The sequence below is a fragment of the Paenimyroides baculatum genome, from assembly GCF_008629655.1.
GTDB classification, from domain to species: domain Bacteria; phylum Bacteroidota; class Bacteroidia; order Flavobacteriales; family Flavobacteriaceae; genus Flavobacterium; species Flavobacterium baculatum.
The window spans coordinates 230,448-244,996 of record NZ_VWSG01000004.1 but is presented as its reverse complement, the minus strand read 5'-3'; the positions used below and the strand labels follow the sequence as shown (position 1 = coordinate 244,996).

The window sequence follows — 14,549 nt, the reverse complement described above, 5'->3', positions numbered from 1 at the left end:
TTGTGGTATTACTTTAAAAATGCTTTCTAGAGATCCTGCAACAACTGTTGTATATTTTTTTTCGATTTTCCGTAACTGACAATCCTAACATCCAAAGGAACATTTTTGAATTTTTTAAAAGCTTTCTGCATCGATTCAATAATCCAGTATTCCTCATTGCCGAATGCGCCGCCTCCTACCAGGGTAAGGTAAACAATGTTAGATTGGTGTTCTATCATATTCAGCATTCCTGCATAAAGGGTCGATTCGTAAAGTGCTTCCAAAATAACCCGTGCAAAACTTTCCCAGTATATAGGTTCGGTTTGGCAGTAGGCAACAGGCAGTGCTGAACAAAATATTTGTGAAACCCTGTGTTTGTTTGCTGCCAATGTAACTTCAGTATTCCACTGTATGCCTGTCTTTAATTTCCCTTTTAAATCTTCGCGGTCGTCTGCGCTTAACTGTGCAATCTTTTTATTTATTGTAAGTAATCCCCTTTCACTTATCATTGCATACCCGTTTTTCATTTTCCAAAGGTTCAAACGTTTATCTAGTTCCTTTGCAATTAAATCCAAACAGTCAATCTGGTTGTGTTCCGTCTGCCCGGTCTGCCCGTTTGTTTCTGCAAAATAATTTCTATATATGGTTCCTGCACCACATGCAATGGCACAAACAGGTCCTTGGGTATGGTCATTTTCGTAGCGGTCTATCCCTTGTTCGGGAATAATTGCAGGGCTTATCATTTCAAGCAGGTTAAATTGAGATGCAACCTGAAACAACGCATTGGCATTTTCCGGTTGGCAGTGTAAATCTTGTGCGTCTGCTACAACTTCTGTAATTTCAATAGTATCGTTATATCCTTCTAAAACATGGTTATATTGCCGTAGGTCAGCTAATGTTGCTATTTCCAGTTTTCCAAAATGGTATCTTTTATTGTTTGCAAGTGAGATAAGCTCGGTACCGCTAATCAAAATATTTTTCCTTACGTTTTCTGGAGACTCTTCTCTAAAGCCTGTTAATTGTTCAAACCACATTTTTATATAAATTATGTTATAAGATTTGTGCTTCCCTATTAAAGTTCATTTTGATTGCAGATTTTTATTTCTCGTTTAAATGTTTTTGCGAAATGTTCGCTTCTGCAAAACTAATTTTTCCGGCTGATTCTAATTCATTAAGTTTTTTATAAATTGTAGAATAACTATTATTAAAAAGAACTTCCATTACAAAATAATTATTTCCAGTTCCTTCTGTTTCGCAGCCTAATTCTTTAAATTCATTTCTCAAGGCTTCAATGTTAAGTTTTTCGTCGAGTGCTATAACTTGAATTGTTGAGTTTCCAGAATATTCCACAACATTTCTGTATGTAATTCTCTCTTCATCATCATCAAACTCGGCAAATACAATATCATCCGATGAAAATTCAGGACCATAAAAAGGGATATTGTCAATTTTGTAAAGTCCTTTTTCGGCATCAATAGTTTCTGCCCATAGGGTTTCTACCACAATTTCATCAAGTACATTACTGTAATAACGAACAAGTATTTTTTCAGAATTAAAGGATGGCATCTTCTTCAAACATTTCCTCAACATTATTTAATACTTCGCAATCACAATAACCACCTTTTTCACCAAGCCAGTTTTTAATTTCTTCTATATTTTCTATTTTATTCTTTTGTAAAAATTCACAGGTGAGTTTTAATGAATCATCACAGCCGAATTCGCTGAGGTTTTCATCCAAATAATCAAATAACTGTGTAAATTTTTCTCTTGAAATATGAAGCGAATTTTCAAATTCAATTTTCGCTTTGTCTCTCAATTCCTTCCTGATCTGTTTTCTTCTTTCTATTTCTTTTTTATCTGGCATTTTGTTGGTAGCATTGCTTAAGGTTTGTATGGCTTTTCTTTTTCGTCGTCTTTGTAATACTCTAAGATAATTAAATACTGTTTGTCTGTTAAAAGTAATGTTTGTAAATCATTTCCCCCATATAGCAGATAAAATTGTTCATCACTATTTTTTGCCTTTAGTAATTCATTTACTTTCTTAAAAAAGTTTCTTGGGGAAGTGTCCCAAAATGTTTGGTTATCAAGTTCTTTTTTAGTGTAAAGATTTAATTTTTCTTCATTGATTACTATGTCATTTGTAGTATCATAATCATTGGCAGTTTTAACAACCAAATTCACATTCCTTTTTGCCAACATTTTATTTAGTTGTGGAAGGAAAAAGCCAAAATTAAATTCAGCAAGTTCTTCCGCATCAATATGGGCAAATTTGAAATTATTTTCATCGTAAATATCAAACGAATTTTTGAGTTGTATTTTTAAACTGTCAATTTTTGAATTGTCAGCATATTTTAGAAAATAATTTTCAATAAGTTTTTCGCCATAAATACTGTCCCGCTTTTGCATGTTGACAGTTGGTTTGCTACTATTTTGTGTCTGTGCTTTTTGGTTGCAACTGACTAAAAATATAAAAAAAATTAAAAGTAATAATTTTTTCATTCTGTGTTTATTTTCTAGTATTTACTATAACGTTTAGGTGCTTTGCTTGTTCTTTAAAATTGTAAATATATCACTTTTGTTTAACCGTTTTAGAAGTTCCGTTTCTCTTTTTCAGCATCTTTAGGTATGCTGTCGCTTCCCCTGTATTCCCCATACCCTTTTAATTAATTACCCATTTAAAATTAAAAACATAATAATCAACCCACACGAATCAAAAGCGGTATGAACTTTTAAGCGAGCGTCGAACCACTGCATGAAGCGTAAGCTGATCGGGGTGCAAAGCGCCGTTTCGATCAGGTAGATTCAAAAGTGAATTTCGACCGATTAAAAGATCGCCGCAATAAAAGCACTTTTGGTACTTTTCGGGCATGAAACCGAAAAGGTTCATGGCTTCCAAGCTGTAAAATAAAGTTTGGACATAAAAGTACAAAGAAACGGAAATATATCAATCACTAACAAAGGAGATTTCAAAGCCAGATATTTCTACCACTCCAAATCCTCTTCAGTTTGAGCGCTAGTCGAGAACCAGTTATCATGTTGAACAATATCTCAGTGAAAATGAAAACACAATAAATACAACCCACACGAATCACTAGCGGTATTTAAGCTTTAAGCGGGTGTCAAAACGGTGCAGTTGTCGTTAAAACACATCGGGTCGCATAGCGATCGTTCCGATGGGTTAGCCAACAAACAAGATTTTGACCGTTTAAAGCTTGACCGCAATAAAAACTTTGCTTCTTTAGTTATAAAGAAGAGAAAAAACTAGATATATTAATCACTAACAATGGAGATCTCAAAGCCAAATATTTCTACCACAACAAACCCCTGTCAGTTCGAGCTCTGTCGAGAACCAATACATTCAAACTAAAAATAGCAGTTTGCTGTCACCCCTTGCTTGACAAGGGGTCGCACAAGTAAAGAAAAGATAAGCTTATAAATCATCTTCATAATGTAGGTAATGTAAACAACTGAATGTACAACATTCAGCATATATGCATCCGTGGTATATGAAATCTCGTAACCAACACCCAACACCTCAAAGATTCAACAGTTTAGCAGGTCTTGTCCCGAGCCATCGGAATCAACTGTTAAACACCCGAGGACGAAGTCTAAAGTCTGCGAATACATGCAGCAGAGTATGTGGGGAGCGAAGGTAATTCAACATTTCCCTCATTTCCCATTTTCCTAATCAAAATATCCTCATTTCTACAGAAAAAAATAAAAATATAAAATTGCGTTTTTAACAATTAATTATATTTTTGCACCAAATTAAAACACACTTATGAAACATTACTACACTACTATCAAAGTGGTTTCGGCTGCTTTATATACTTCAAATAAAGGTTTACAAATAACATATTAATTATTACTTATGAAAAAGAAACTACTTTTTCTACTCTTTGGCATGTCTGCATTTAGCGGGTACAGCCAAAAGGTGGTATGGGAAAAAACAATCGGTGGCGAACATTCCGAATACCTTTTTGATATGGTTCCCACATTAGATTACGGCTTTCTATTAGCGGGAAGTTCACTGTCCGACAAATCAGGATTAAAATCCCAGAAAAGCCAGGGGAATTTAGACTATTTCCTATGGAAGATGGACAAGAGTGGTGAAGAAGAATGGCAGTTGAGCTTTGGTGGTGAAGGTCAGGACATCTTAAAAAGCATTTATCCAACAACCGATATGGGTTATATATTAGGCGGTTATTCCAATTCAGGTAAAAGCGATACCAAATCTTCAGAAAACAAAGGGAAGAACGATATCTGGATTGTAAAGATAAATGCCCGTGGCGACCAGGAATGGCAGCAAAGCTATGGAGGTGACGGTGATGATCGACTGGTACAGATAAAACAGGTAAAAGGCGGTGGCTACTTAATTGCAGGCACAACCAATTCCGGACAAAACGACCAAAAATCAGAAGATAAGTTTGGGGGGTTGGATTATTGGATCATTAAAACCGACAAACAAGGTAAAGTAGAATGGGAAAAAACATTCGGCGGTATTTATAACGACGAACCAAGAACCATTGTAGAGACTGAAAACGGCTACATCATTGGCGGAGTTTCCAACTCACCTGCATCAGGCAGCAAGCAAAAAGACAGTTACGGTGGTTACGATTTGTGGATTTTGGATCTTGATGTAAAAGGAAATCTTCTAAACGAATACGTTTTAGGAAGTGAAAACGACGACCAGCTGAATGAAATACTAATTGCAGAAAACAAACAAGGATACACTATTACAGGCAATACCTATTCCGAAAATGGTACGGGGAACCTTACGATAAAATCAGAAAAAGGAAGTGATTTCTTTGTGATTAAAACCGATAACCGATTTAAACCGGTGGATCAGTATAGTTTTGATTTAGAAGGCAGCGAATTCTTAACATCAACAGCCGTAATGCCGAATAAGAACATCTTGTTATCAGGTTATAAAACCGATGCTAAGACCAACAAAAAAAGCTATGTTTCTATCCAAGTAGATGACAAAGGCGAGCAGGTTTGGGAAAAGGAATTGTCAACAAGCGGAGATGATTTGCTTAGAAAAACAGTTATTACCCGTGACGGAGGATTAGTGTTTGCAGGGAATTCTACAGGCAAGAACGCAAAGTACAAAACATCAACACAAGGCAGGGATGATTACTGGGTGGTAAAACTGGGACCAAAAGACGACGTAAAGCAACCAGAAATCAAGATAGAAGCATTCCCGAATCCTACCGAAGGATTTACACAAATTGTAATCAACCACGAGTATAAAGAAGGAGTGGTAAACGTTTTCGATCTAAATGGCAGATTACTGCATACCGAACAACTGAAACACGACATGGTTGCGGTGAATTTGGCAGGTTATGCTACAGGAACTTATGTTATCAATATTAAAACCGATGTGGTAAACACATCTGTAAAAGTCATTAAAAAATAGTTATGAAGAAGTTTTTAGTTTTTATAGTATTTTTAATTTGGTTTAGTTTAAATGCTCAACCAGTACCTGGTCCTGGTCCGTCTTTACACCAATTGTCAAATTCCGAACAAGTATTCGGGAAAACCATTGCTACATCATTTAAGGCTACACCAGATGTAACTGCTTTTCAAGTCAGATCAATAAACCCCGTGAATAATTATACGGGCGCAATAGATTTGGAAATTCCAATATTCGAAATAGAAATGGATGGTTTAAAAGTGCCAATTTCAATCCAATACAATTCAAAAGGTATAAAAGTTGATGATATTGCAAGTTGTGTAGGTATGAATTGGAATTTACGAGCTGGAGGAAACATAGTTAGGGTAATTAGAGATATACCTGACCATAAAGTAGGGTGGTATAACTACCCTACTTTAGCACTAACCAGTAATGGTGGGCAAGCTAGTATGCATTCTCCTAAAGTTGGTTCCGTTGGTGCTAATAGAAGAAAATCAAATTATGCTTTACCTTATTCTTATTGGCAAGTCACAACTGACCCATCACGCACAGATTATAATTTGGCTATATATACAGAAAATAATGATTTAACTAATGCAACAACATTACCCTCAGGTCCAAACTATCTTTATAGCGACTGTAATTATGATGAATATTTTATAAATGCTCCTTCTTTAAGTGATGTATTTATTTTAAAAAATAGTTCAACAACTGAGGATCCATTTGTAAGTGGTTATAACACTTCAAATATGCAAGCTTATTTTAGGCAAAATTTAGGAAATAAATTAACCAATGTTACCCCAAAAACAGTTGCCTCTTTAGGAAATGGCTTTGCTTCTGAATTAAATGTGGATCATCCTAATCTTTATCAAAATGTAATTTCTCATCCGCCTTTATATACCGGTATACATCATTTCTTAGCAGAGAAACGCAAACTAAAAGATTTTTTTGATTTTGAAATTTTGAACGATAAAGGTTTTAAATTTACTTTTAATAATTATGATGTTATCGAGAATTTTCATGGTAATTTTTCTGATCAATCATTATGGAGTTCGAATCATGTTTTGACGAATAATTCTCTTTATAATAATTACAATAAGGATGTTGCTTCATGGCATTTAAACAAAATTAATAGCCCATACGGTGTTAAAAGTGTTGAATTTGAGTATGAGACCTACAATCATTCTGCTGTTGAAAAAAAGAGACAAGCATTTTCCAGAGTTAAAAATATTAAAGATTTGCCAACAAATGACATATCTATAAAATACGAGGAAGAAAAAGGAGTAATATTTGATTCTGGTAGAAACTGGGAAAAAATTCCTGAAAAAAATAGAATTAAAAATATAAAATTTTCGGAAGGAAAAGTTGAGTTCATATATGCCGAAAATCGTTTAGATTATGCAGGGGATAGCAGGCTTTCTGAAATTAAAATATACAATTTGCATGGTAATATTATAAAGCATGTGCAGTTAAATCAGATATATTATAATACAAAAGATGGTACGGTTGGTACAATAAACCACAGAATGTTTTTGGAGTCGGTTGTTATTAAAAACTTGGCAGATAACGAACAGTCTGAAGTTTATAGATTTGAATACAATAATCCGGAAAGGCTTCCTCAAAGATATTCAAACGAACAAGACTTTTTAGGATATTTTAATAGCAACGGTCATACTACAATTGGAACTAAAACACCTAAACTATATTATTATCATAATTTAGACCATCCTAGATTTTTACCGAATATTTTACCACCGCAATTTAATCATAGAATTATTATTGACGGAGATTATTCATTAGCACCTCACGGTAATTCACTGTATGGTTTATTAAATAAGGTTATTTACCCTACAAAAGGTTATACAACATATGAATACGAGCATGACTTTTTTAAACTATTAAATGTACCTATTGAAGCAGGAAGTGCAAGAATAAAGTCACAGAAAATATACGATAGCAATCAAACGCTTGTAAATGAAGTAGCTTATGAATATCCTAATAATGAAGGATATATGAATTTTATGCCTTTGTTAGCGTCTTTTAAAAAATATATTCCAGATCCTAATTTTGAATTAGGATCAATAATGACATATAATATGCCAAAATCTGGAATAGAGTTAACTCAGGGTAGCACCGTAGGATATGCAAATGTTGTAGAAAAATTTCTTAAATCTAACATCAAAAAAGAGTTCGACTTTACTACGCCTCTAGATTATCCAATTGAGAGAAATACGATCAATACAACTAATAGTGTATCAAACGATGTGTTAAAGCATAAGTTACCGTATCATTTTAATGATCAGTACAAAGGTAAGTTGAAAGAAATGAGAATTTACGATGGTACTATATTAAAAAATAAAGTAACAAATATTTATAAAAAATATAAATCAAAAGAGGTGTCACTTTCAAAGACTAACTATTTTCCAAGTTTTTCAATGGGAGATCGTATGTTTCAGTATACATCTAATTCCGTTTATAATCAAGAGTTTCTTGCACTGGATCAAAGTTTGTTAGTTGAATATGAAGGAAGTCAAAGTAAAACTTTGCAGAAAAACTATACTTACAAAACAGCTAATACCATTATTTCTCCTGTTTATTATCCTTTTATAGCCACTGAAATATTAAAGACGGTAAATAGCGAAAATAAGACGGAGTATTCATATCCTTTCGGAAGCCTGTTTGTTGGGGGAGCACCTTATCCAACCCAATTAAGTATCGACAACAGATTATCAGATCCTTATGCTACCACTTATACGACAAATGATAAAATAATCAAAAAACAAAGTGTGCTATTTGACAGTTTTAGCTATAATAACGGTAGCTCAATGTGGTTTCCGCGAACAAATATTTCAGCAATACAGGAAAACTTTATGAATACGGTTAATACAGATGAAATTATTGTGGATTACCGAGATGAGTACGGAAATATTGTAACATATCACACAGCAGATAATATATATTTCACTGCAATTTGGGGATATAAGGGAAGTTATCCTATAGTTGAAATAAAAAATACAAAATTTCAAGATCTAGACATAACAAAAGTAAATAACATAAGAACTATTTCCGATACAGGTTCTGGAAATGAAGAAACGTTAATCAATGCAATTATGGATTTGAAATCGTCTTTGTCTGGGAATGTTTTTTTAGAGTATAAAATATACAAACCTCTTGTAGGTGTTACTTTGAAAGGAGATGTTAATGGGAAAAGAACCTATTATAATTATGACGGATTAAACAGGTTGATAAAAATATATGATGATAATTTAAATATTATTAAAGAGTATGAATACAGTTATGAATAATTTTAGAATTATATTGACTAACCTATTTGTGTTACTGCCATTTGTGTTAATTGCTCAAACGGAAAAGAATTTTATCGTAGAGAAAAATTACTTAAAAGCTAAAAATTCTACATCTTCAAATAGTTCAGATTTCAATACAAATATTTCATATTTTGATGGTCTTGGCAGAAAAATTCAACAAATTGAGACAGACGAATATAATAATTTGGTGACAAACTATGAATATGATGAAAATAATGCAATTCTAAAGGAGTATCTCCCACATACTGCTCCAAGTGACAATATAGAATATGTTTCCAACTTTAATCAAATTCTACAAAGTGAGTATAATTTTAGTAACCCATACAATAAAAATAGGTATGAAAAAGCTAATTATAAACTCTTAGAGCAGGGTTTTCCAGGTGAAGCATGGAATATGGATAAAACTCTAAGTCACACACTAAAAAACGAATATCATTTTAATACTGTAAACGAAGTAAAAAAGTATGTTGTAACTAATAGTATTTCTTCATTAATAGTAACTAATGAAATATCTGTTTCAGGCTTTTATTCTGGTAATGTATTGCGGAAAGAAATACAAAAAAATGAAAATTGGACCCCACAGGATCAGAAAAACAATACGACAGAATTATTCTTTAACGAATACAATAGTATTGTACTTTCCAGGGTTTTTAGCAATAATTTAATTCACGATACTTATTATGTTTATAATGATGCTAATAAGATAGTTGCAGTTTTGCCACCTATGTCTGAAGGAGATGTTTCACCAGTAAGTCTGGAAAAATGGTGTTATTTGTATAATTACGATAATCAAGGAAGGTTGGTTGAAAAAAAATTACCGCAGAAAGAATGGGAGTATCTAGTATATGACAAAAAAGGAAGAGTAGTTATGGCAGGTCCTGTATATAATCCTTTCGGTGATGGAACAAGGGGTTGGCTTGTCTCTAAGTATGATGTATTGGGAAGAGTAATTTATACTGGATTTTACCCTGCTAATATTTTTAGTCGTGTAGAAAGAAATTCTCTTGCTGCAAACAATTTTACAGCAGAAAGCAAGTCTGCAACTAATAATATAATAGACGGTATTACTACTAGATATACCAATACAAGTTTTCCTACGAATATAAAATTACTGACTTTAAACTATTATGATGATTATAATTATCCTAATGCACCAACATCATTTCCTATAATATTGGGGCAACAGGTTAATACTATGGTAAAAGGTCAGCAGACAGGGACATGGAATCGTATTTTGACAACTCCTCAAAGTATAGCAGGTAATTTGTCATATAATTTTTACGATGCTAAATATCGTGTGATACGAAATTATGCTCAAAACCATTTAGGCGGATATACACAAATTGATACTCAGTTGAATTTTACTGGTACACCAGCTAAAACAGTAACCTCACAAAAGCAGAATAATAGTGCTGCATTACTAACAGTTGCAAATGAGTACACGTACGATCGAAGAAATCGATTAATTGGACAAACCCAACAGATTGGCTCAGGACAATTTGAAAATATCGTTTTAAATGCTTACGACTCATATGGCAGATTGAATAATAAAAAGGTAGGTGGAACTGTATCAGTTCCATTACAAGACATTGGCTACAGATATAATAGTAGGGGATGGTTAACTAGCGTGAACACTGTTCAGAATTTGGGACTTGGCAGTGCAGGTGATAAATATGGACTTTTCAATTATGCAATTGCTTATGACGGGGTATTTAATGGAGATACATCAAAGCCGCAATATAATGGCAATATTTCCAGCGTGATATGGAGAACTGAAAGTGATAATATTATAAGAGGATATGGATATGACTATGATCATCTCAATAGGTTAAATTACGCAAGTCAATTGCAAGCTGTAGGAAGTTATTTTATAAATTATTACAGAGATGGACAATTTGCTGAAGATTTGACATATGATAAAAATGGTAATATTTTATCATTAAAACGCTATGGAATGGTGGATATTGATCAACCTGATAAGATTGATGATCTAACTTATTTATACGAAGGAAACCAACTACAAAGTGTAACTGACAGCAGTTCTCCTACTACGAGTATAGGGTTTCAAGATGGTAATAAAGTTGGTGACGACTATATTTACGATACTCTAGGTAATATTATTACAGATAAAAATAAGTCTATTTCATCGATAAGTTACAATCATTTAAACTTACCTTATCAGGTAGCTTTTAGTAATGGTGGTAATATAAAATTTACTTATGATTCTTCCGGTATTCGCTTAAGTAAAAAAGTACAACCAAATGGAGGAGCATTAATAACTACCGATTATATGAATGGATTTCAATATGAAAACGGAACTCTACAGTTTTTTCCGCATACAGAGGGGTATGTAAAAAGAAATACAGATAATACGTATCTTTATGTATACCAATACAAAGACCATCTAGGAAACATACGATTAAGCTATGGAGATGTCGACGGAAACGGTATTGTAGACCCTGTAAATGAAATATTAGAGGAAAATAACTATTATCCGTTTGGGTTAAAACATAAAGGCTATAACGAAGTTGTAAATAGTAAACGTAGTGAAGCAGCAGAAAAATATAAATTTCAAGAACAGGAACGAAATGAGGAACTCGGATTGAACTGGGATAGTTTTAAATGGAGAAATTATGATTATACTATTGGAAGATTTATGAACATTGATCCTTTAAGTGAGAAATATAATTACCAATCTCACTACAATTTTTCTGAAAACAGAGTTGTAGACGGCAGGGAATTAGAAGGGTTAGAGTGGGCAAGTATACATAATGAGGACGGAACAACAACACTTCAACTTACTATCCAATTATACAACGATGCAGAATTAAGTAAAAGACAGTTGGAAACTTTTAAAGATAATATTTCGAAAAGTTTTTCAGAGACGTACGCAAAACATGGATATTCTGCAGAGTTGATAATAAATGATACTTCAGAGCCTAAAGGTGACATGTTAGTATATGCAATAGATAATCGTGATACAAAAGTTAACGAAAAAGAAGGAACAATAGAGTATAAGGGTGGTTATGCAACATCATTTAATACTCAAAAAAATATGTTTGCTGTTTCTGCTAAAATTAACGGGAAGATGCAATCGAAAGATAGATACACTAGAACGTTTAATCATGAAGCAGGCCATACAGGTGGTCTACAACATCCGTGGGATCCTTCTAATCCTGTGGACGCAATACTGCAAGGAGGAGCAAATAAAGTTTCAAAAGAAAGAACCGATTTGATCAAGAACAATTTAATGAACAGTGATGCAAACCCTATTGATTCTTATAAGCCGGCAAGAGGATCCGATTTACTTCTACAACAGTTAGATTTAATAAATAATAATATATTATGGCAAACAAAAAAATAGTGTACGCTTTATTAGTACCATTAATTATCGCAGGTTGCAATACATTAAAAACTGATAACAGCTCAATTTCTAATGGTGCTGAATTCCAATATGAAAAAAATGGAAATTCTAAAGATGGTTATAACTATTTAAATAATGAGGAAGACAATTTTCAGATAAATTTTTTATCTACTTTTAATGATCGCGTTCATATTAAAATAGATGGAGATGAATTATTTGATAGGGAAGTTATTACAGATAATATGACTAATAATCCTAATGTAGGTTTTACATTTAATGTAGGCAAATACAATGGAAAAATTGTAAATATAGTTATTCCGAGTAAAGATGTTAATGAGTCATTTTTTTTAGACGACAAATATAGATATGTATATATATTTTATTACGATGAAAAACTAATCGTCAGGTATTCAAACAAAGTTTATAATATTTATTAGTAATAGATACTTATAAGTAAGTTTTAGCTATTACACCAGAATACGCTGGAAAGATAATTTGGTATTAAAGATCTCATTATCTTTTCAGTGCTATTTCAATTGCTTTATGCATATGTAAAGATCTTTTTTACCTTATATCATTTATATAATTGCTGTCATTTATTATTTCGGTTTTATTCCTAATTTATTATTTTGAGAAAAAAAAATATTTTCTTTTATTTTCCGAGGAACATAAATATCTTCCCATTTAGCAGATTGAGCTTTGAAGGTCAGTGGAAAAGCTGATTTTTTTAATCTGGTTTTAAATCATAGCCGCGCTGTCTATTCCACCCAACTGGATCTAATTTATATATACTGGGAATTTTGACAACAATAAGATCTTTTGGTGTTTCAGTAATGGTTTTGGATAGAACGGATAAAGTAAACCACTCGCAGCGGATGAAAGTGAGCATAGCAAAGCAAGTACTCAAAAACGATTCATCTGTTTATAAATTTAGTAATTATTTTTTAATTTTTTGCGAATAGATTCCCCTTTAATATCTATTCTATGTGCAGTATGTACAAGGCGATCCAAAATAGCATCTGCTATGGTTTGTTCCCCAATAATATCATGCCATGCTTCAACTGGTAATTGCGAGGCTATGATAGTACTGTGTTTACCATGCCTGTTTTCTATAATTTCCATAAAAGAATTCCTGTTGATCGTGTCCAAAGGTTTAAACCCAAAGTCATCCAGGATCAGTAAATCTTGTTTTTCCAGTTTATTGATCTGTTTTAAATAGGAACCATCTGCTTTAGATGTTTTCAGCATTGTAAAGAGTTTGTTGGTGTTAAAATACATTACTTTGTAACCTAATGAACAAGCTTGATGACCAATTGCGGATGCCATATAACTTTTCCCTGCACCGGTGCTCCCTGTAATAAGTATGTTCTGTTTTTTGTTCTATAAAATTGCAACTAGAGAAGCGTTGTATTTGATTTTTATCTAAAGACCTCGAGGCATCATAATCGATAGCTTCCATTACAGCGCTGTACCTAAAATGTGCCGCTTTCGTTAATCGTTCTATCTTTCTGTTTTGCCGGTCATCCCATTCACTCTGAAGAAGATATGCAACTAGTTCATCATTGGTGTAGATGGCGTATATCCTAAACATATACAAAACCATCATGCTTCGGGGTATTAAGGGCACCTTTATTTACGTGTGCAACAGTAACCTGCGTAAGTACCTGTCACTGTTTGTTCCCGTTCGCAGTGCGCAGCAGCAGGTTGCTCAAATTCAGTTTTCCAATTCTCCCGCTCCTGGCTGTATTCCGTATTACAATCTGGCAGTTGCCGCAGGTTTGTTCAGCGATCTGCAGTTAAACCACGAAACCACATACATCAGGGTAGATCATTTAAGCAGCCCAACCGATTATTTTGCGTGCAGGATAGTGGGCGAATCTATGAACAGGGTTATTCCCAACGGCAGCATCTGTCTGTTTAAAAAATACACGGGCGGTTCCAGAAACGGACTCATTATGTTGGTCGAAGGAACTGATAGTACCGATGCCGAATTCGGTTCACGCTACACCGTTAAAGAATATTCAAGTAAAAAAACGGTCGATGAAGATGGTTGGCATCACGAAGAAATCATCTTACTACCTAAGTCGGTTGATGATAGTTTTAAACCGATTGTTTTGCGAGACGATCAAACGGTGCATCTAAAGGTGTTGGGTGAGTTTGTAAGGATAATCCGATAGTTGGTTTATTTCTATTGATGAATCTTAGTAAAGGAATTATTTCCGCTTTGGGTTGAAGTATTCAATAGTGCAGATCATTTAATTTGATCAAATGCGGATGATAGTATGATGATGGAATGATTTACGAATCATGTTTAATCTTGATCCAAGACGTATCAAACACACTTGCCGTTACCAATGAAAATTGTAACATATTTATGTTGGTTTATTTAACATTTTATTATATTAGCACAATAATATGTTAGGTTTTATAGGTGAATTAACATAAAACTTTAGTAAATAAAACA

General features: G+C 33.3%; 9 protein-coding genes and 1 pseudogene. 5 read left to right on the top strand and 5 right to left on the bottom strand.

Annotated features, from left to right (window positions below; genetic code table 11):
- Positions 1-26: 26 nt before the first annotated feature.
- The 4 genes from F0460_RS07530 to F0460_RS07515 all read right to left on the bottom strand — a co-directional run bounded on the left by F0460_RS07530 (position 27) and on the right by F0460_RS07515 (position 2,478).
- Positions 27-1,013, bottom strand: a complete 987-nt coding sequence (locus F0460_RS07530; RefSeq protein WP_150011832.1) for a hypothetical protein — start codon at positions 1,011-1,013, stop codon at positions 27-29.
- A 64-nt stretch (positions 1,014-1,077) separates the two neighbouring features.
- Positions 1,078-1,545 carry a DUF4265 domain-containing protein gene (locus F0460_RS07525; protein ID WP_150011830.1) on the bottom strand — a complete coding sequence of 156 codons (468 nt, stop codon included), beginning with the start codon at positions 1,543-1,545 and terminating at the stop codon, positions 1,078-1,080.
- The gene (locus tag F0460_RS07520; RefSeq protein WP_150011828.1) at positions 1,532-1,843 is read right to left on the bottom strand and encodes a DUF2695 domain-containing protein; all 312 of its coding nucleotides are present in this window, start codon (positions 1,841-1,843) and stop codon (positions 1,532-1,534) included. The genes F0460_RS07525 and F0460_RS07520 overlap by 14 nt, the downstream gene beginning before the upstream one ends.
- A gap of 17 nt (positions 1,844-1,860) precedes the next feature.
- The gene (locus tag F0460_RS07515) at positions 1,861-2,478 is read right to left on the bottom strand and encodes a hypothetical protein (protein ID WP_150011826.1); all 618 of its coding nucleotides are present in this window, start codon (positions 2,476-2,478) and stop codon (positions 1,861-1,863) included.
- Positions 2,479-3,850: 1,372 nt separating this feature from the next.
- Here F0460_RS07515 and F0460_RS07510 point away from each other — a divergent pair.
- The 4 genes from F0460_RS07510 to F0460_RS07495 are packed head-to-tail and all read left to right on the top strand — an operon-like array spanning position 3,851 to position 12,522.
- A complete protein-coding gene (locus tag F0460_RS07510) occupies positions 3,851-5,398 on the top strand; it encodes a T9SS type A sorting domain-containing protein (RefSeq protein ID WP_150011824.1) in 1,548 nt (515 codons plus the stop codon).
- A gap of 2 nt (positions 5,399-5,400) precedes the next feature.
- Positions 5,401-8,700 (top strand): hypothetical protein, encoded by a 3,300-nt coding sequence (locus F0460_RS07505; protein ID WP_150011822.1) that lies wholly within the window; start codon positions 5,401-5,403, stop codon positions 8,698-8,700.
- Entirely contained in the window at positions 8,681-12,085 is a 3,405-nt protein-coding gene (locus F0460_RS07500; protein WP_150011820.1) for a DUF6443 domain-containing protein, read from the top strand. The genes F0460_RS07505 and F0460_RS07500 overlap by 20 nt, the downstream gene beginning before the upstream one ends.
- On the top strand, positions 12,067-12,522 hold the full coding sequence (locus tag F0460_RS07495; RefSeq protein WP_150011818.1) for a hypothetical protein: 456 nt from the start codon (positions 12,067-12,069) through the stop codon (positions 12,520-12,522). Before F0460_RS07500 ends, F0460_RS07495 begins: the two co-directional genes overlap by 19 nt.
- A gap of 493 nt (positions 12,523-13,015) precedes the next feature.
- Here F0460_RS07495 and istB read toward each other — a convergent pair.
- Positions 13,016-13,655, bottom strand: a pseudogene (gene istB / locus F0460_RS16495) (IS21-like element helper ATPase IstB); the annotation flags it as partial.
- A 34-nt stretch (positions 13,656-13,689) separates the two neighbouring features.
- On the opposite strand from istB, the gene F0460_RS07485 reads away from it, so the two are divergent.
- Positions 13,690-14,262, top strand: a complete 573-nt coding sequence (locus F0460_RS07485; protein ID WP_150011816.1) for a S24 family peptidase — start codon at positions 13,690-13,692, stop codon at positions 14,260-14,262.
- Positions 14,263-14,549: the final 287 nt, after the last annotated feature.

Bases quoted from the DNA above. Each gene is read 5' to 3' on its own strand.
- F0460_RS07530 (WP_150011832.1), bottom strand. From the start codon at position 1,013: ATGTGGTTTGAACAATTAACAGGCTTTAGAGAAGAGTCTCCAGAAAAC.
- F0460_RS07505 (WP_150011822.1), top strand. From the start codon at position 5,401: ATGAAGAAGTTTTTAGTTTTTATAGTATTTTTAATTTGGTTTAGTTTA.
- F0460_RS07500 (WP_150011820.1), top strand. From the start codon at position 8,681: ATGAATACAGTTATGAATAATTTTAGAATTATATTGACTAACCTATTT.
- F0460_RS07515 (WP_150011826.1), bottom strand. From the start codon at position 2,478: ATGAAAAAATTATTACTTTTAATTTTTTTTATATTTTTAGTCAGTTGC.
- F0460_RS07520 (WP_150011828.1), bottom strand. From the start codon at position 1,843: ATGCCAGATAAAAAAGAAATAGAAAGAAGAAAACAGATCAGGAAGGAA.
- F0460_RS07495 (WP_150011818.1), top strand. From the start codon at position 12,067: ATGGCAAACAAAAAAATAGTGTACGCTTTATTAGTACCATTAATTATC.
- F0460_RS07510 (WP_150011824.1), top strand. From the start codon at position 3,851: ATGAAAAAGAAACTACTTTTTCTACTCTTTGGCATGTCTGCATTTAGC.
- F0460_RS07525 (WP_150011830.1), bottom strand. From the start codon at position 1,545: ATGCCATCCTTTAATTCTGAAAAAATACTTGTTCGTTATTACAGTAAT.
- F0460_RS07485 (WP_150011816.1), top strand. From the start codon at position 13,690: ATGCTTCGGGGTATTAAGGGCACCTTTATTTACGTGTGCAACAGTAAC.